This window comes from Xanthomarina sp. F1114, assembly GCF_026410255.1.
GTDB lineage: Bacteria > Bacteroidota > Bacteroidia > Flavobacteriales > Flavobacteriaceae > Xanthomarina.
Window position 1 is genome coordinate 21237 of the sequence record NZ_JAPMLL010000010.1, and the last position, 18574, is coordinate 39810.

Genomic DNA, 18574 nt, shown 5'->3' on the forward strand with positions numbered 1-18574 from the left:
TTCAACCAATAAAGTCTACCTAAAGGCACAAACTATATCACTTATTTATAATATTATCTACAATACGTTGTTCAGTGGGAAATCTCATAATCGAGTTTTTATATCTATTTCCGTTAACGCTTTTGACTTTTAACAAAAGTATCTTTAAAAGCTAAACCAATCTATTCAGCAACAAGCAACAAGCCTATTGCTTTACACCACCTATATACGTTTGTTCCACTTTAGTACTTGGAATGTTTTTTAAATCTGTGGTCATTAAATCATGATCTAAAATGATAAAATCCGCAAACTTTCCAACTTCAATACTTCCTTTTTCATTATCTTCAAAATTGGCATAAGCGGCCCAAATAGTCATGCCTTTCAAGGTTTCTTCCCTAGATAAACCATCTTCTATATTAAAACCACCTTCAGGATATCCGTCTACATCTTGTCTGGAAACCGATGCGTAAAAAGTTAACAACGGACTGACATGTTCTATTGGAAAATCGGTTCCAAGAGCCACTTTCCCACTTGCATTTAGTAGAGTTTTAAAGGCATAAGCTCCTTTTATACGTTCGGCTCCTAACCTATCTTCAGCCCAATACATATCGCTTGTAGCGTGAGTAGGTTGCACTGATGGAATGATATTTTCGTTTTTAAAGATTTCAAAATCGTTGTCTGTAATTATTTGTGCATGTTCTACGCGCCAACGTCTATCTCTTTTTGCTTGTAAAATTTTATCATAAGTTTTTAGAACAAAACTATTGGCAGAATCTCCAATAGCATGCGTATTCATTTGAAAACTGGCAGCTTCAAGTCTTTTTGCTAGACTTTCTAACTCGTCAAGTCCGATAACCATGGCGCCAAAATGATTCTCCTTATCTGAATAAGGAGCTTTTAAAGCCGCACCACGAGACCCTAAAGCCCCATCGGCATATACTTTTACTGATTGTACATTTAGTCTGTCTGTTTTAATTTTTCCTTTTGGAAGAAAGTAATCCAAATTATCTTTAGAGTTTTCTACCATGGCATATACACGCATTTGTAAATCGCCTGTTTGCTGTAAACTATCAATTAACTCGATAACATTTCTATCTAATCCAGCATCTGAAACCGTTGTTAAACCCAATTCTGTACAGATGTCTTGTGCATCTAAAAGGGCGTTGATTTGAAATTCTCTATCAGGTTTTGGAAAAACGTCATAGACCAATCCCATAGGGTTATCGACTAAAACCCCTGTTAACTCACCATTTTCAAGAACTATTTCTCCGCCTTCAATTTTTGTTTTCTTGGTTATTTTCGCCAAATCTAAAGCCGCTTGATTACACAACAATGCATGACCATCAATTCTGGTTAAAGCCACTGGTGTATCAGGAAACAAGGCATCTAATAATTTCTTATTAGGGAAGTTTTTATCTTCCCAATCGTTTTGATCCCAACCACGTCCTATAATGAAATCTGTTTGTTTATCGTTTTGGTAATCCAACACGCGTTTCATGACCTCATCAAAACTCGTTGTTCCTCTTAAATCTACTTTTTGAAGATTTGTTCCTAAGCCATAAAAATGACAATGTGCATCTATAAATCCTGGAAAAACGGTCTGTCCTTTAGCATCAATAATGGTATCTGCTTCAAAAGTCTCTTGAAGTTCTTTAGATGTTCCTATTTTATAAAACTTACCGTTTTTTATAGCGAAGGCTTCAGCTTTATCAAAACTTGAATTAACCGTATAAGCATTGGCATTGATAACAATAGAATCTACGTGTTCCTTGTCTTTACTACAAGAAAGAATGGAGATTAAAACGAAAATAGAAAGGAGTTTTTTCATAGGTATTTCCCATGTACATGGGAATCTTTTAGATGAATATCAGAAAATTTGTGTAAATATAAAAAAACACCTTTAATAAGCAAGATTCGCGAAATTCAATGAAAGAATGCTTTCATCTCAATAATCCTCAAGGGGACAAAAAAAGCGTTCAAATTTTGAACGCTTTTATTAATGATTTAGAATTTTTTGATGAGATTCCCACTTTCGTGGGAATTAGAAATCAAACTTATAAGTAGCTCCTCCAATAATTTGAATGCTTTGTACTGGGTAATTTAACCAACGTTGATAATTCTGGTTTGCTAGGTTATTCCCTTTTACAAATACCGAAAGTCTATCGTTTATATGATACCCCACATGAGCATTGGCATCAAAATAGCCATCTAAAGTCTTGGAGGTAAAAGTTACTGGCGCCACCATGCTATCATACACTTGATCTTTGCGCTCGCCAGTATAAAACAAGCTGGCTCCTGCAAACCAATTCTTATCAATCTGGTAATCCATAAATAAAGAACTGGTTATATTTGGTAAGTTCCAAGCTTCACTTTCATTATCTGTGCTATATGCAAAGAAATCTGCTTTAAGGCCTAATTTAAAATTTCGGTTCACATCAATACTTAGCTCACCTCCGATATTGAAAGTTGACACATCATCATAAACCACAGAGAAAGAATTCCCATACTGGTAGGTTTTTTCTGGGTTGATAAAAACTATGTCGTTGTGTCTATAAAGCGCTTTGTTCTTTTCGGAGAAATAAGCTCCTTTAATATCATAACTCACACTATTAGATACTTTTCCTCTTAAACCAACATACCCATGATATTGTTGATTGGTTGGGGTAATTAATAAAGTAGGTGATACAAACTTATTTTCTTCCGTAAAATTCTCGTAGGTGTTTTGAATTAAACCTCCTTTTATTCCTCCATACGCAATCAATACTTCGGCTGCCAAACGGTAGGAAGCTGCAATATTAGGATAGATATAAAACTTACTTTCTTTAGCCTGAGTATCGTTTAAATAAAATAGAGATACTCCTAAATCTAAAGTCAAGTCGTCTTGAGTATATCTATAAGTTGGAGCCAAACCAATACTAAAATTGCCATACTTGTTTTCAGAATCTATATTATAATATCTATCGAAAGATCCTCCAAGGAATTCCAACATCACTTTGGCCGAAATATCCAAGTCTGAAATAGGAAGATCTGCTAAGAAATCTGCTGAAAATCTATTTTCTCCCGAGTCGTAATTATCGCCAAAATGTCTAAACATAACATTGGCTTTTCTAAAATAGGAGTCTTGAAATGAAATATCTCCTCCAATATTTGCTCCGTAATAAGTATGACTAACACCATATTGAGATTCTGGAGAGGTTACATCGTAATAAGGTTGTGGCAAACCATACCAGTTAAACACTTGATGTTTAAAACCACCTTCCACATTCCAGTTTAAATCTCTTTCCTTTCTGGAGAATTTTACATTTAAATTGGTATCATAAAAATAATCGTCTAATAACACATCGTCAATACCTCCTTGTGAAGAGTGATGACTTAAGTAACCGCCAATATTATCTGTGGAGCTCAACTCATGATTTAAATAAACTTCGCCTAAAATGGTTGTATAACTTCCTAAACCAAGGGAGGCATAATTATCGTAAAATATAGCAGGTTTCTCCTTATCTATAACAGCTGCTTTTCCTTTTGCAGGTTTAAAGGTTGAAGCTACGGGAAAAGAAAAAATATTGTACTCTATTTCTTTTTTGGCTGTAGTTTCATCGTCGTCTAAAGTTGGTATTTCCTTCACCTTAAACGCATCTGAGATGGTTGGCGTATATGGTTTTACTACTTGAATAACATCGGTTTTAATGGTATCGTTACCTCTTTCTTGAGCCGAAGTTATACTTACTTGGAAAACAAGAATTAAAAGAATGATTTTATGAATGTGCTTTCGCATAGATTTAAATTTTATGGACGAATTATGATTTACAAATTACTACTAACCGAGACTGTCTGACCGCCTGAGATTGTAATATAGACGGACGACTGATAACTAAATCAATCTTCATCGTCTTCTGGTAAAATTGAGGCATTGGTTTTGGCTTGTTCCGTTTTAATTTTACTTAACTCTTCTTGAGCTTGAGTAACTACTTCGCTAAATTCTTTGAAATTTTCTATTACACTTTCTAGGATATAAGTGGCTTGAAAAGCATCGTCTAATTGGTAAAAGTTCTTAGCCATTAGCACCAAGCCTTTTGCACTAAAATATTTATAACTGGAAAAGTCCTTAGCTAAACGTTGAACCACTTCGTTGGAAGCTTCATAACTTCCAGCTCTATTTTTAAAATAGGCATTATAGTACAAGGCCTCGGCAGCAGCTTCTCCTGTGGCCGTTTTTTCAACTTCGGCATAAGCTGTTTTTGCTCGTTCTTCGTTTTTGGTTTTTATAGCAGATCTGGCAATAATTAAATGAGCATCGCTTTTAATTTTTGTATCCACAACCCCTTGATTCAATACTTTTTCAGCATAAGAAACAGCTTCAGTATATTTATTTAACTGATAGTTGGCTTTCATTAAATTAGATTGTGCAAAAATAACGTTCTGTGGAAAACTCGCTTCTTGCTCCAATCGCTTTAATACTGGAATAGACTGAATCCAATCTTTCTTCTCTAAATATATTTGTGATACTTTGGATAATGACTCTTCAGTAAATTCACTTGGAGAGGCATCTGCTACATATTGGTAATGTGGGGCAGCATTCTCTTTTAAACCCTTTTTATAATACAATTGAGCTAAATAAAAATGAGCTTTCAAGCTGTTTAAACCTTTTGGAAACTGATTTAAATAGCTGTTAAATTGCTTGATAGCATCGTCTGTTTTATTATCTATATACTTCTTTTCGGCAGATTCGTACGTGGTATTATCTAAATCTGCATCTGTTACTTCCATATAATCCAAGGTTCTTACCCAAGTAGCATAATCGTTAACACGACCTAAATCTATATAAATTAATCGGGCTGTAGCTACTGCTTGATTAGCTTCTGGTGTTCCTGGATAATCTTTGGCAACTGTTTTAAAAGTATTTAACGCTTGTTCGTTATCACTTTTATTATAGTGAATTAAACCTTGCCGCAACATAGACCTTGGTACAAAGGTGCTCATTTTGTAATCTGCCTGAAGTTTGGAATATATTTTTAAGGCTTTTACATCTTCATTTGCTTTTACGTATGAATTCCCCAAATCGAACATAGCATCATCGCGCAAGTTAGAATTTGGATATTTTTGAAGGAAATTTTCTAATTCTGATATTTTTTTAGCCGATTTACCTTCGTAACCATAACTTATAGCTTGTTGGAAGAATGCATAATCCGCATCAATTTTATTTATTTTTATAGCTTCGTCATAAGCTTTAATGGCATTACCATACTGACTTGAAACAAAATGTGCATCTCCTAACCTTAAGTATGCATCGTTTAATCGAATAGCATCATTTTTTACGTTTGAAATATACTGTTTGTAATGTGAAATAGCTTGAGTATAATTTTTCTGCTTAAAATATGTGTAGGCCAGATTGTAATTAATGTTTTTATTTTCTGGTGTTTCAGAAGCATTTGCTTGTTGCTGGAATTGTTTAAAACCAATTAATGCATCTTCGTAATTAGTTAAAACATAATTTGTTTCTGCTTTCCAAAAAGTGGCCCTTGTGGTAAATCTGGCATCCCTAGGTTCCTTTAAGGAGCTGGAAAACATTTCTAAAGCTTCCTGATATTTTGCGTCATCATAAAGTTCCAAGCCTCTATAGAATGTTACTTTTTGATAAGCCACTTTATTCTCGAAGCTATTTTTTCCTTTAAGTAACTGTAAAGCTTCCTGGTAATTTTTAGAAGTGATATAAGAATCTATTAAAAGTGTTTCTACTTCTTCTTTATAAGCTGTATTTGGATATTTAGTTAAATAACTGGTTAAAACCTGAGGAGCTGATTGGTATGGATTTCCAATCTCATAACTAATTTTAGCATAATTTAACCAGGCGTCTTCCTGAATTTTTAAATCGAAATCCATTTGCGAAGCATTTCTAAACGCGTTTAATGCTTCTTGCTTTTTTTCTAACTCCACATAGCTTTCCCCTAGATGATAATAAGCATTTTGAGCTACAGAATTGTTTCCATCAATTATTTTATTGAATTCCGAAATGGCTTTTTCGTAATTATTTTGTTTGTAATAGGCATAGCCTAATTGATAATAATCGGTATTATTCCATTTACCTTTTCTGCCTCTGTATTCGGTTAAATAAGGAATGGCTTCGGCATATTTTTCAAGGTTAAAATAACTTTCACCTATAATTTTATTCAACTCAGAAACTTCATACCTATCGCTGTTAGGCAATTGTTCTTTAGCCAGCTTAATTGCTTCTTCAAATTTCCCTAATTTAAAGTTTAAATCGGCTTGATAATAAGACAGCTTTTCTCTGTATTTATCATTGTCGCTAACCTGATCAAAATACTGATTTGCCTGGTTATAATCGTCACTTTCATATGCCATAAACCCAATATAATATTTAGCTTGCGATCCGTATTTCTGAGAGTTTTCTACACGCGTAAGGTATTTTCTGGCGTCTTTAAAGTTTTTTGTTGTAAAAGCGACATAACCATTATTAAAATTAAACTTTTCACGTTCATTTCTGGCTAAAGAATTTTCATCTACCTTATCGTACCATTTTTTGGCATGAGCATATTTTCCATTTTTAAAGTAATATTCAGCCACATCTACATAGGCTGTATTTCTTTTGGTACTGGTTGGATAATCTTTTACAAAACGCTCCATTAATTGGTCTGCATTTCTCTGGTTTAAACGTATAGCACTATTGGCTATATAGAAAGCACAGTCCGATTGTAAAACCTCGGTTTCTGCTGTTTTTTGAATTTCTGTGAATAAAGCTTGAGCAGCAGCATATTGCTGATTGTCGTACAATTTTAAAGCTTTCTGATAGTCTGCCAAATGATTGGTGTAGATTGCAGATTCCTGACTAAAAGCATTTAAATTAAAGCTAAAAGCAATAACAAAAATTAGAATTCTAGGGATACTCATAGAGGCGTTTTTACAATTAAAATCAAAGATAATTCAATCTTAATTTTATAACGTTAGAATTATGTTATAATTATAAACAGACTTGTTATTATTGTATTTTGGCTTCAGAATTAGTTCGTTTTAAAGTTTGGTTCTATTTTTATAAATTGAGAAATATTTCATTAGTATTAAATCTTAACTCGTTACTTTTACAAATCTTAAGAAAGGTAGAATCTATTGTATGCAAAAAACCTGTGTAATTATTCCTTGTTATAATGAAGAGTTTAGATTTCAAACTGAAGATTTTAATACCTTTTTAAAAAATCATCACGAAATAGACTTATGCTTTGTCAACGATGGCAGCTCTGATAATACCGTCTCTTTATTAACCAATTTACAATCAAAGTTTGATAATGTTTCGGTGTTTAATCTTGAAGAAAATGTAGGAAAGGCTGAAGCTATTAGATATGCTGTATTAAACTTAGATGCCGAGAAATATCAATACCTGGCTTATTTAGATGCTGACCTATCTACTTCTTTAGATGAAATACTACGCTTAACTACATTTACCTCCAATACAGCAAAATTTATAATTGGATCTCGCATAAAAAAACTAAACTCATCTATAGAAAGAAGTCAAATACGACATATTTCAGGAAGGTTTTTGGCTACAGTGGTACACACATTTATATTAAAAATGCCTATTTACGATACCCAATGTGGTGCTAAAGTAATTGAAACAAAATTAGCTAAAGAGATTTTTGAAGAAGCTTTTGTTAGTAAGTGGTTATTTGACGTAGAACTCCTGCTAAGAACTAGCAAATTAAAGGGAAACGATTTTTGCAAGGAAGCCATTCTTGAAGTGCCTCTGAAAAAATGGCATGATAAAGGAAATTCAAAAATCACCTTTTTCGATTTATTAAAAGTTCCTACAGATTTAATTAAAATTTATTTTCAATATCGGAAATAACATGTTTAAAAAATTAAATACATATATTAATAAATATCCCTTAGCTATTTTGCTTAGTTATGGCATTATTATAAGGTTATTGGTGTTTATTTTTTACCAGGGTGTTACCATTTACCCAGATTCTGAAGACTATCTCAATCTAGCAAATTATCTATTAAATTTTAGTTTAGAAAACTATTCTGGAGAACGCACTCCTGGCCTGCCTTTATTAATAGCTTTAGTTGGCGGAAATATATACCTCACAGTCTTTATCCAAAACTTACTCGGTCTTTTAAGTCTTTATCTTATTTTCGATTTCAGCAAAACAAAAACCGGAAGCACAAAAACAGCCTTTTGGATAGCTTTTATTACAACATCATTTTTACATTTCGTTTTTTACGAGTTTGCTATTCTAACAGAAACACTCGCCCTGTTTTTTCTGTTTTTATCCTTTTGGTATCTTCAAAAATTTAAAGTTTTAAAATCTGAAACCTCGCTAAAACATTATATAATATTATCAATTATATTGAGCTTTCTGTACCTGATAAGGCCAATGTTTATATATGTTCCTATTGGTTTTTCGCTGTTCTATTTAGTAAAAAACTTCAACTTCGGAATAAGACAAGTTCTTTTAAAAGCAGTTATATTAAGCTTTTTACCACTACTTACATTTTATGGTTGGTGTTCTTTAAACGAAAGAAATATTGGACAGTTTACTAGCTCGTATTATTTTGGAATGAATTTAGCCCAAATGACTACCTCCTTTTTTGAAAAAGCGCCCGATGAAGATGCCTTAATAAGAGATGTTTTTGTGAAAAACAGAGATTATATTGAAGAAAACCTACCCTATTACAAATACCCTATGACAGCTTGGTATGCCTACGATGAATTGTTAGAGGAAACAAATTTAACAAAACATGAGCTAGTGCTGGAGTTTGGTAGAATTTCTAAAGCGTTAATAAAAAACAATCCAGATTTATATGCAAAACAAGTATTGGTTTCCTTTAGAGACTTTTGGTTTACCACAACACTTTTATGGAATGTAGAAAAATTTGAAAATTTCTATATTAGAAAAGGACTTATTGGCTTATGGATATATTTACAGAATTATTTACTCATTCTTTTAAATATATTGTTCTTAATTTTTTCTATAAAAAAACTCTTCCATTTTTTTAAATCTAAATGTCAGATTTTCGACCTCGACTTATTAATTGTTGCCATTGTTCTTTCCGGATCTTTGGCGCAAGCCTTAGTAGCTTATGGTTCAAATTCTAGATTTTCCTTTCCCTATTTCCCTTTAATTGTTTACTTTGTGGTGGTAAATATAATGACCCTAAAAAACAACTATGCAAAACGTACTTTATCTTAAAGATGCTTCTATATTTCAAGGTGAAAACCTTGTACTTTCCAATATTAATATTGAAATAAACAAAGGTGAGTTTGTTTATTTAATAGGAAAAACTGGAACTGGAAAAAGTAGTTTTATGAAAACTCTTTACGCCGATTTACCCTTAAATAAAGGAGAAGGAAGTATTGTAGATTTTAATTTAAGAACTTTAAAAGAAAAAGATATTCCGTTTTTAAGACGAAAATTAGGGGTTGTTTTTCAAGATTTTAAATTGCTAACAGATAGAACTATAAACGACAATCTGTTATTTGTTTTAAAAGCTACTGGATGGAAAAACAAAAACGATATGAATACTCGTGTAGATGAAGTTTTGAAAAAAGTTGATATGAAAACCAAAGGTTTTAAATATCCTCACGAACTTTCTGGTGGCGAGCAGCAACGGGTAGCTATAGCCAGAGCTTTACTTAACGATCCGGAGTTAATTCTAGCAGATGAGCCTACAGGAAATCTAGACCCTCAAACGAGTATTGAGGTTATGGAAGTTTTACAGGAGATTAATAAGAATGGAAATACTATTTTAATGGCAACTCACGATTATGCTTTGCTTTTAAAATACCCGAGTAAAACTCTTAAATGCGACGAGAACCAAGTGTTTGAAGTGGTACAACGTAGCAAACCTACTACGTAATTTTAGTCTTAGAAAGTGATACCAAAACATGATTTCTTATATATCGGACTATGATTCTTACAGGTAATTAGTAGTGACTTAACACATATATAGCATTTCAACAAAAAACCATCAAATCTCTACTCTATGATTCTTGAAAATATAATTCCTATTTTAATAGTCTCAATCCTAATGGCTTATCTTTACAGTGCTTCAAAGAAAGCACCGAAAAGAAATAAAGATAACGATATCATTCTTCAATTACCAAAGCTGTATTTATGGGTTGGAATTATAGTTTTAATAGCTGGTATGGGTTTATTTATTTTCGCTTCCTTTTTTGCTAATGGAACTGACAAAACTCTAGCATCTATTTCTGGTATAATAGCAATAATTACCGGGTTAATTCTGTTTTCTAAAGCATATATAGCCCATATTAAAATAACAGATACCGGAATTGTAGAAACAACTATGTTTGGAAAAGTGAACGAAATGAAATGGAAAGAAATAAAAGACTTCTCTTTTGGAAAAGTTAGTTCCGAATTAAAAATTATCAGTTCAGACAATACCATTAAAGCCCATATGCATTTAGTTGGATTCCAGGACCTAGTTTCCATATTAGAAGAGAAAACCGGAAAATCCAGACTTGATAAAGGCATACCAGATGGAGTAAAAAAATAATTACATAAAACTTCCAAATGGTTTTTTAGTTTGAACTATTGAACTTACAAAAAGTGTTCATCATATTAATTTTGAAATATTATTAAAGCGCAGATGCTGTCTATATTAATTCCCACATACAATTATAATATTACTACTCTTGTTGCTAAAATACATGAGCAAATTACCCAGCTCAATATCCCGTTTGAAATTTGCTGTTATGATGATGGTTCTACCAATCAAACCATTATAAGTTCCAATAAAAGCATTAATAAATTAACCAACACTTCTTATCATATTTTAAGTAAAAACATGGGGAGAAGCGCTGTTAGAAATCTATTAGCCAAGGATGCCAAATATAAATGGTTGCTGTTTTTAGATGCCGATGTTATTCCAAAAAGCACCAATTTTATTTCCAGATATTTAGATGCTATTACAGAAACTTCACAAGTTATTTATGGCGGCATTTTATATAAAGAAGAAAGACCACACCAAAATAATTTACTGCGTTGGGTGTATGGAAATGAACGAGAAGCCCTTAATGCAATAGAACGAAATAAGAATAAATACTTAACATTCTTAACTCTAAATTTTCTAATTAAAAAAAGTGTTTTTTCTAAAGTTTCTTTTAATGAAGATATTCCTAATTTAAGACATGAAGACACACTCTTTTCTTACAATTTAAAAGTTGAAAATATAAAAGTAGAGCATATTGAGAACCCAGCTTACCACATGGGCTTAGAAGAAAGCGATCATTTTTTTAAGAAGTCTTTGGAATCTGTTGATGCTTTATATTTATTCTTAAATCAAGGACTTATTCCAAAAGATTACACCAAAATTACACGCGTATTTTTTAAACTAAAAAAATTCGGACTCCATTATATTTTAGCTCTAGTTTATAAAGTTTTTAAAGGCTATTTTAAAAGAAATTTGCTTTCCAAAAAACCTTCGCTATTCATTTTCGATTTATGTAGATTAAGTTACCTTTGTAGTCTATACACGCGATAAATGCCATTATTTTCCATAATCATTCCATTGTACAATAAAGAAAATTTTATTGTAAAAACCGTTCAGAGTGCTTTAGACCAAACCTGTCCGGACTTTGAAATAATTATAATCAACGATGGCTCTACAGATTCAAGTTTAAAACAGGTTAAAAATTTAACAGATTCTAGAATTAGAATTTTTAATATTGAAAACCAGGGGGTTTCTCATGCTAGAAATTTTGGTATTACAAAAGCGTCTGCCGAGTATATAGCGTTTTTAGATGCAGACGACTTATGGTTACCCAATCATTTAGAAGCATTAAAAAATTTGATTGATACCTATCCTGATTGCGGACTTTACGCCAGTGCTTACGAAAAGAAAATAGGACATATATCTATAGCATCAAATTACCTAAACATTCCACAAAATTGGACAGGAATTGTAGACGACTTTTTTAAATCTAGTTTAGTGAGTTGTATTGCCTGGACTTCGGCAGTAGTTGTACCAAAAACTGTTTTAAAAAACCTAGGTGGTTTTGATGAAAAAATTACACTTGGCGCTGGAGAAGACACCGATTTATGGATACGAATAGCACTCCAATACCAAGTTGCTTTCAATAACCATGTTACGGCAATTTATAATCTACACGCAGAAAACAGGATTTCTAATTCCAACACTAATCTACGTCAGTTTTTAGATTTAGATGTTTATGAAGAAGCTGCTAAAAAGAATCCTTCGCTTAAAAAGTATTTAGATGTAAATCGGTTTTCTATTGCACTCCAATATAAGCTAGTTAATAATAAAAAGCAGCAAGCATATTATATAAATAATTTAGACAGAGGAAATTTAAATTACAAGCAACGGTTTTTATTAAATTGCCATAAAAATACGCTGGTTTTACTTTTAAAAACCCAACATATTTTACGCCAATTACATATAGATTTAAGTCCGTTTAAATAGCTTAAAATCTTCGTAATCACGAATATAATCAGACTCATCATACTCTTCAGACGCCAATACTAAACATACTGATCCTGAAGAGAAATTACCAATCTCTCTCCATATACCAGGTACAATTAACAGACCTTTATCCGGTTTATTAAGTGTGATTTTTGTTTCATTTTCACCATCTTTTAAATGCACTTCGAAGCTTCCACTTAAAGCGACCAAAACTTGATATAATTTTTTATGAGCATGACCTCCACGATGGGCAGAACTTGGTACATCATACAAATAATATACACGATTAATATGAAAAGGGATTATATCTTTTTCTATAAAAGCCAGATTCCCTCGTGGATCCTGAACTTTTGGGATGTCTATTATTTCTAAATTTTTTATGCTGGTAATCATACTGTGTTTTTTAATAAATCTTCCCATTGTAGTGCTATATGCTCCATAGAAAACGGCAAGACACTTTTTCTAGCATTTTCTTTACATGTAAGATATAAAGCGTCATCAAAGATAAAACTATTCATGGCTTCTGCGAATGCATTCACATTAAAATTTGCAACCAATAAACCATTAAATCCATGTTTTATTATTTCGTTAGGACCCGATTTACAATCTACAGAAATAACGGGTGTTTCTAAACAGAGAGATTCGGGTATAACAAGAGGAAATCCTTCATACCTACTGGTAAGAACAGTATATAAAGCTTTTTTGACATAAGGAAACGGATTTTTTATCTGAGGCTTAAATACAACGTCATTGCTTAATTGCAAGTCTTCTGCATATTGAATAAGATGCTGTTGGTCCGGACCATTTCCTAAAAGCAATAGTTTTATATTATTGGAACTAAGTTTAGATGCTTTATATGCTTCTAAAAGAAGTTCTATATTTTTTGAAGAATTATCCAAGCGTCCATAAAACAAAATAAAACCTTCGTTTAAAAGTTTGTCTGTAACTGGCTCTTCTGCGCGTTTTTGAATCTCTTCAAAAAGAAAAGAATTATAAATAGTTTGAATCTTGGTTAGCTGATATTCATTTTTATAAAAGTCTGTAATTGCTTTAGAAACGCCTACCATAATTTCGTTTTTGTATAAATACGTATTTAAAGCAGGGTACTTGGTAAACATAATCGAGGTTTCAAACGAATGAATAACATAAATAGTCGGACTTTTATAAATGAATTTGGTAATAATAAATTCACGATATGCCTGAACCCGAGATCGATGATCTATAATAATATCAAAATTCTGTTCTTTTAAATAGTGTTTAAATTTTAAAAGCCTTGACATTCTATTCCAAACAGAATTCTTCTCACTCTTATAAAGTCCCAAATTAAACAAAGTCCCAGAATACGCGTAAAACACTTCAGGAAAAACAGTTACAATATGAACCTGATATCCTAGCTTAGCAAGCATTTGAGATTGAATGGCAGCCGAATGCTGCGCACCTCCTTTTCCTAAAGAAGATACAACCAAACAAATCTTTTTATTGTTACTTTGCACAGATGAGATTTAAAAAATCAAATATAATAAATGAAATAGCGCTTAGTCTAAATAAAGTCTTTTAAATTGCTTTTTCAAATTAGGCACTAAACTAATAATTAAAATGAAAATCTTACTTCTTGGTGAATATAGCAGATTACACAACTCTCTTAAAGAAGGACTGCAAGAATTGGGTCATGAAGTAGTAATTGCCGGAACCTCTGATGGTTTTAAAAAATACCCTGTTGATATCTGTTTTAAAGAGAATTACAAAACAGGAGCATCCTTACTTTCCAAAAAGGTAATTAATAAGTTAACAAAAACGGATTTGACGTCAATAGACCTTCAAAACCAGTTTAAGAAACATCAAAATAACTTAAAAGGATATGATGTTGTTCAATTAATAAACGAAAACAGTTTTTATACAGTTCCAAAAATTGAAAAAAAGCTACTGGATTTTATATTTTCAAATAACAAAAATGTTTTTCTTTTATCCTGTGGTGCCGATGTTCCAAGCGTAGAATATGCCTTTCAGAAAAAATTTAAATACTCTATTTTAGATCCCTATTTTGAAGGCAAATTATCAAAAAGAGATTATTGGTCTGTCCTTAAGTATTTAACAAAACCATATCAAGACCTTCATAAATATATTTACAAACATATACAAGGTGTTATAGCTTCAGATTTAGATTATCATATTCCATTAAAGGACCATAAGCAGTATCTGGGATTAATCCCTAACCCTATTAACACTAAAAAACTTGTGTATTCTCCATTAGATCTTTCAGATAAAATTGTAATTTTTCATGGAGTGAATTCTGAAAATTATATTAAAAAAGGAGGTCCCTTTTTCGATTCAGCTTTAAAAATTATAGCTGATAAATATCCGGATAAAGTTGAAATAATTAGAACAGAAGACCTTCCATATAATCTATATCTGGAAAAGTATAATCGCGCACATATTATACTGGATCAAGTTTTAGCCTACGATCAAGGTTTTAATGCCTTAGAGGCTATGTCTAGAGGGAAAGTGGTATTTACTGGGGCCGAGCATGAATGGCTAGATTATTATAATCTAAAAGAAAATACGGTGGCAATAAACGCTTTGCCTCAAGTTTCTAATTTAGTAAAACACTTAGAATGGTTAATAGACCAACCCGAAAACCTTTTAGAAATCTCCAAAAACGCGCGTGCATTTGTTGAGAAAGAGCACGACTATATAAACATAGCTCGAACTTATTTAGATACCTGGAAAAATCACTCTAAGGTTTAAGAATTATAATCATTTTTTTCTGGAATAACTCCAAAAAGTGAAGAGCTAAAAATTAAAAGTATCACGCCATAATACAATACGTAAGTTACAAAATGTGCAATATTTGCACCTTTAACTCCATACATATCTATAAACAAGACACTAGAAAGATATAGAACTATTACAGAAAAAGCTTCAGTAATCATATAGTGCCAAAACATTTTTTTTGCTAGAAATTGATAAGCAATTACAATAGACAACACCTTTACAAAGTCTCCTAAAAGCTGCCATATAAACAGTTCTTCCATAGGCTTAAACTCACTGGAAAAAACAATAGTAATAATATAAGTTCTAAGCAAATAGATAAGAAACAACCCAAATGCAAAAATTGGTATTATGGTTTTGTAAAAATTAAACACTTCATTTCTAAATTCTTTAGCATTGTCAATTTCGGATAATCTAGGTAAAATGTATAGTGTTAATAAAGAACTTACAAACATTAAATAATAATTAGAAATCCGGTTCATCCCTTCCCAAAAACCTGCTTCTTTAAAGCCCACATTATCTATAATATAAGACCTTATAGCAATAGCTACAAAGGGTAAAACTATAGCAGAAAACAAAGCCATTATAGAAAATGAGCTTAGTTTTTTAATGGTTGTAAACCTAACATTACTAACTTTTATAAGAGGCATTAAACTACGTTGATTAATAATACCTACAAGCGTAATTAAAAAGATTAAAGATTCTGAAATAGCTACCGAAATTAATGCGCCATCTATACGGTTTTTATAGATTAAAAGTAGAGTCACCGAAACACCTAAGATTTGTCCGATAATGTTGATTATAATCAAAATTTTAAACTTTGAAAAACCATTCATTATAGAAAAAGTAAACAGGTTTAAGGTATAAAAGGGAAGAGCTATAGCAAGAACTCTTATTACATAGGCGTAATCGTTATACTCGGGAAAAATTATATTGTTAATCGCTTCTGCATTAAAATAACATGCAAATGACACGATTACTGTTGAAATAAAACCTAGGTAAAATGCAGATGAAATTGTTTTACTTAACTCAAAAGTATTGCTTTTAAATTCGGCAACATATTTCACTACTCCGTTGTATAAACCTAAAGTAGAAATGGACTGAATGGAATATAGGAAGTTTCTTAAATTTCCAATTAGTGCCATCCCTTCCGGCCCAATAAAATGGGCTATGGCATTAGAAGTTAAAAGTCCTCCAACAATTCGAGTAATTAAAGACACCGAATTTAACGAAGCTACCTTAATTAACACATTATTATTTATATACTTTACAAAGCGTTTCAACTAATAAGAGTTTATTATTTTTACAACCTGAGCTATCTCTTGGTTAGACATAACTGGACTTATTGGTAAACTAACAACTGTTTTATGAATCTGTTCAGTAATAGGCAAATTTAAATGACTAAAATTAATTAAAGCCTTCTGTTTATGAGGGGGAATTGGATAATGAATTAAAGTTTCAATATCATGATTTTTTAAATAGGACACAAATTTATCTCTATTTTTTACCCTAACAACAAATAGATGAAATACATGGTTTTTAGAACCATCGTAAAAAGGAAGTTCCACTTTTTTAGATGAAATTTCACTAAGATATCGGTTTGCTATTTCCTGACGTTTCAAGTTATCAGAATCTAAATGCGCCAATTTCATATTTAAAAAAACAGCTTGAATTTCGTCCAATCTATGGTTATAACCTATTAAGTCAAATTCGTATTTTCTTTCTGTTCCATAATTATGCATTTTTTTTAACACTTCAGCCAAAGCCGCATTGTTTGTTGTAATGGCTCCACCATCTCCCAAGGCACCTAAATTTTTACTTGGATAGAAACTAAAAGCAGCAGCATGACTCAAGTTGCCAGCTTTTATTCTTGTCTCAGTTTCTGCGCCGTGAGCTTGTGCTGCATCTTCTATTACTAGCAAATTATGTTTTTCTGCAATGGTATTAATTGCCCCTATATTAGCTAATTGTCCATACAAATGCACAGCCATAATAGCTTTTACTTTAGGGTTTATATGCTTCTCAATTTCTTGAATGGATATATTAAATGTTTCTTCTTCTGGTTCTATAAAAACAGGTACCAATCCGGAATTTACTACAGATAAAACACTGGCAAAAAACGTGTTAGCAGGTATTAAAACATGGTCTCCAGGCTTTAAATTGCCCAAGCATAAATAAGCTTTAAATATTAAGGTTAAAGCATCTAAGCCATTGCTGGTTCCTATACAGTACTTAGTTCCACAATAAGCTGCAAAATTTGTTTCAAAAGCTTTAACCTCTTTTCCTAAAACATAATGACCAGAATCTAAAAACTGCTGAAATTTCTTTTGAAATTCAGGTTCAAACCTTTTATTGATTTTATATAAATCAAGAAACTTTATCATAATAAAACATCGTTTAAAAAATGATGGTTTTTTGTAAAAACACTATAAAAATCATGAGAAATACTACTAGCTCCAAAAGATTCTTTCCAAGCTTGTAAACCAGAATTTATTTGTTGTCCATTTTTTTCGCTACATACTCCAAAATCAAAATAAGGTTTCGATTTATATTCCTCATGAATTAAATGATGAAACAAAAAGTCCAAACTTCCATACTCTTGTTTAGTATGGTTTGCAGAAATATATTGTGCATGAACAACCTTCTCGGTCTCAAAAACAGTTGTTCCTGCAATTATACTATTGTCTTTATACACATTAAACTGCCTGATGTTTTTAGGAAACTTAGATTTTAAATAACGTATTTCTTCTAGAGTATGAACAGGCTCTACCCCGTGTTTTTCTTCTAAATTTGGAATTAATATCTGATTCCAGAACCCTTCGAAGTCTTGCTCTTCTTTAACAAAAACCTCGTTTTTTTGAGCTCTTTTCAAACCTCTCTTTCTGTTTGACGAACTTACTTTAATAGGCTGTGTTGTATCTATAGCCAAAGACAAATCCCTTCTTAATAGTTGAGCTTTAAGCTTAAATAATAAATAATCCACCTCATCACTTGGTTGTACATGATACATTCTTGGGGTTGGCTTAATTATCAATTCTTCAACTCCTATCTCTTCTAAAGTTTCTAGCAAAGCTTTAAAAGCTTGTAAAGTAGTTTTAAAGGTTGAGTTCTTTGCAACTATTAAACCGCCATAAGTAAGACCTTGATGCGAGTATATAATATGGTTTTTAATATTGGCAGGGAAAACCGCTACGAGTTTCTTATTTTTAAAAATTAAAAAGGACTGATCTTGGAATCTATCTTTATGATATTCCATAAAATCGCGATGACATAAAAAAGTTCCATTTTTTGAATTTTGAACAAATTGGTTCCAAAGTTGGAAGTTTTTATCGGAATATGTTACAACTTTAAAGTCGCTCATGAGTAGGGATGT

The 18574-nt window shown here is 31.8% G+C and carries 15 protein-coding genes; 7 read left to right on the top strand and 8 right to left on the bottom strand.

Annotation, left to right across the window (positions count from 1 at the left end; all coding sequences use genetic code 11):
• Window positions 1–184: 184 nt before the first annotated feature.
• The 3 genes from OS188_RS09420 to OS188_RS09430 form a co-directional block, all read right to left on the bottom strand.
• Window positions 185–1807 carry an amidohydrolase gene (locus OS188_RS09420; protein WP_267148588.1) on the bottom strand — a complete coding sequence of 541 codons (1623 nt, stop codon included), beginning with the start codon at window positions 1805–1807 and terminating at the stop codon, window positions 185–187.
• A 213-nt stretch (window positions 1808–2020) separates the two neighbouring features.
• Window positions 2021–3754, bottom strand: a complete 1734-nt coding sequence (locus OS188_RS09425; protein ID WP_267148589.1) for a TonB-dependent receptor — start codon at window positions 3752–3754, stop codon at window positions 2021–2023.
• Window positions 3755–3855: 101 nt separating this feature from the next.
• A complete protein-coding gene (locus OS188_RS09430; protein ID WP_267148590.1) occupies window positions 3856–6885 on the bottom strand; it encodes a tetratricopeptide repeat protein in 3030 nt (1009 codons plus the stop codon).
• Window positions 6886–7105: 220 nt separating this feature from the next.
• Between OS188_RS09430 and OS188_RS09435 the strand changes: the two genes are divergently transcribed.
• The 6 genes from OS188_RS09435 to OS188_RS09460 all read left to right on the top strand — a co-directional run bounded on the left by OS188_RS09435 (window position 7106) and on the right by OS188_RS09460 (window position 12432).
• Window positions 7106–7834: a glycosyltransferase gene (locus tag OS188_RS09435; RefSeq protein WP_267148591.1), complete on the top strand. Its 729-nt coding sequence runs from the start codon at window positions 7106–7108 to the stop codon at window positions 7832–7834.
• A gap of 1 nt (window position 7835) precedes the next feature.
• Window positions 7836–9182 (top strand): hypothetical protein, encoded by a 1347-nt coding sequence (locus tag OS188_RS09440; protein ID WP_267148592.1) that lies wholly within the window; start codon window positions 7836–7838, stop codon window positions 9180–9182.
• Window positions 9160–9849 carry a cell division ATP-binding protein FtsE gene (locus OS188_RS09445; RefSeq protein ID WP_267148593.1) on the top strand — a complete coding sequence of 230 codons (690 nt, stop codon included), beginning with the start codon at window positions 9160–9162 and terminating at the stop codon, window positions 9847–9849. The genes OS188_RS09440 and OS188_RS09445 overlap by 23 nt, the downstream gene beginning before the upstream one ends.
• Window positions 9850–9975: 126 nt before the next feature.
• Window positions 9976–10506 carry a hypothetical protein gene (locus tag OS188_RS09450; RefSeq protein WP_267148594.1) on the top strand — a complete coding sequence of 177 codons (531 nt, stop codon included), beginning with the start codon at window positions 9976–9978 and terminating at the stop codon, window positions 10504–10506.
• Between the two features lie 93 nt (window positions 10507–10599).
• The gene (locus tag OS188_RS09455; RefSeq protein WP_267148595.1) at window positions 10600–11493 is read left to right on the top strand and encodes a glycosyltransferase family 2 protein; all 894 of its coding nucleotides are present in this window, start codon (window positions 10600–10602) and stop codon (window positions 11491–11493) included.
• Window positions 11494–12432, top strand: coding sequence for a glycosyltransferase family 2 protein (locus OS188_RS09460; protein WP_267148596.1), 939 nt, complete (start codon window positions 11494–11496; stop codon window positions 12430–12432). It abuts the gene before it with no gap.
• Here OS188_RS09460 and OS188_RS09465 read toward each other — a convergent pair.
• Together OS188_RS09465 and OS188_RS09470 are read right to left on the bottom strand one after the other, a co-directional pair.
• The gene (locus OS188_RS09465; RefSeq protein WP_267148597.1) at window positions 12415–12825 is read right to left on the bottom strand and encodes a sugar 3,4-ketoisomerase; all 411 of its coding nucleotides are present in this window, start codon (window positions 12823–12825) and stop codon (window positions 12415–12417) included. The genes OS188_RS09460 and OS188_RS09465 overlap by 18 nt on opposite strands.
• On the bottom strand, window positions 12822–13925 hold the full coding sequence (locus tag OS188_RS09470) for a glycosyltransferase (protein ID WP_267148598.1): 1104 nt from the start codon (window positions 13923–13925) through the stop codon (window positions 12822–12824). The genes OS188_RS09465 and OS188_RS09470 overlap by 4 nt, the downstream gene beginning before the upstream one ends.
• Window positions 13926–14028: 103 nt before the next feature.
• Between OS188_RS09470 and OS188_RS09475 the strand changes: the two genes are divergently transcribed.
• A complete protein-coding gene (locus tag OS188_RS09475) occupies window positions 14029–15177 on the top strand; it encodes a glycosyltransferase (protein ID WP_267148599.1) in 1149 nt (382 codons plus the stop codon).
• Here OS188_RS09475 and OS188_RS09480 read toward each other — a convergent pair.
• Genes OS188_RS09480 through OS188_RS09490 form a run of 3 tightly spaced genes read right to left on the bottom strand, consistent with a single transcriptional unit; the run spans window position 15174 to window position 18562 of the window.
• A complete protein-coding gene (locus OS188_RS09480; RefSeq protein ID WP_267148600.1) occupies window positions 15174–16484 on the bottom strand; it encodes an O-antigen translocase in 1311 nt (436 codons plus the stop codon). The genes OS188_RS09475 and OS188_RS09480 overlap by 4 nt on opposite strands.
• On the bottom strand, window positions 16485–17585 hold the full coding sequence (locus tag OS188_RS09485; protein ID WP_267148601.1) for a DegT/DnrJ/EryC1/StrS family aminotransferase: 1101 nt from the start codon (window positions 17583–17585) through the stop codon (window positions 16485–16487).
• Window positions 17582–18562, bottom strand: a complete 981-nt coding sequence (locus OS188_RS09490) for a GNAT family N-acetyltransferase (protein ID WP_267148602.1) — start codon at window positions 18560–18562, stop codon at window positions 17582–17584. Before OS188_RS09490 ends, OS188_RS09485 begins: the two co-directional genes overlap by 4 nt.
• Window positions 18563–18574 lie beyond the last annotated feature (12 nt).

Bases quoted from the DNA above. Each gene is read 5' to 3' on its own strand.
- OS188_RS09455 (WP_267148595.1), top strand. From the start codon at position 10,600: ATGCTGTCTATATTAATTCCCACATACAATTATAATATTACTACTCTT.
- OS188_RS09420 (WP_267148588.1), bottom strand. From the start codon at position 1,807: ATGAAAAAACTCCTTTCTATTTTCGTTTTAATCTCCATTCTTTCTTGT.
- OS188_RS09445 (WP_267148593.1), top strand. From the start codon at position 9,160: ATGCAAAACGTACTTTATCTTAAAGATGCTTCTATATTTCAAGGTGAA.
- OS188_RS09430 (WP_267148590.1), bottom strand. From the start codon at position 6,885: ATGAGTATCCCTAGAATTCTAATTTTTGTTATTGCTTTTAGCTTTAAT.
- OS188_RS09425 (WP_267148589.1), bottom strand. From the start codon at position 3,754: ATGCGAAAGCACATTCATAAAATCATTCTTTTAATTCTTGTTTTCCAA.
- OS188_RS09435 (WP_267148591.1), top strand. From the start codon at position 7,106: ATGCAAAAAACCTGTGTAATTATTCCTTGTTATAATGAAGAGTTTAGA.
- OS188_RS09450 (WP_267148594.1), top strand. From the start codon at position 9,976: ATGATTCTTGAAAATATAATTCCTATTTTAATAGTCTCAATCCTAATG.
- OS188_RS09440 (WP_267148592.1), top strand. From the start codon at position 7,836: ATGTTTAAAAAATTAAATACATATATTAATAAATATCCCTTAGCTATT.
- OS188_RS09475 (WP_267148599.1), top strand. From the start codon at position 14,029: ATGAAAATCTTACTTCTTGGTGAATATAGCAGATTACACAACTCTCTT.
- OS188_RS09465 (WP_267148597.1), bottom strand. From the start codon at position 12,825: ATGATTACCAGCATAAAAAATTTAGAAATAATAGACATCCCAAAAGTT.
- OS188_RS09485 (WP_267148601.1), bottom strand. From the start codon at position 17,585: ATGATAAAGTTTCTTGATTTATATAAAATCAATAAAAGGTTTGAACCT.
- OS188_RS09490 (WP_267148602.1), bottom strand. From the start codon at position 18,562: ATGAGCGACTTTAAAGTTGTAACATATTCCGATAAAAACTTCCAACTT.
- OS188_RS09460 (WP_267148596.1), top strand. From the start codon at position 11,494: ATGCCATTATTTTCCATAATCATTCCATTGTACAATAAAGAAAATTTT.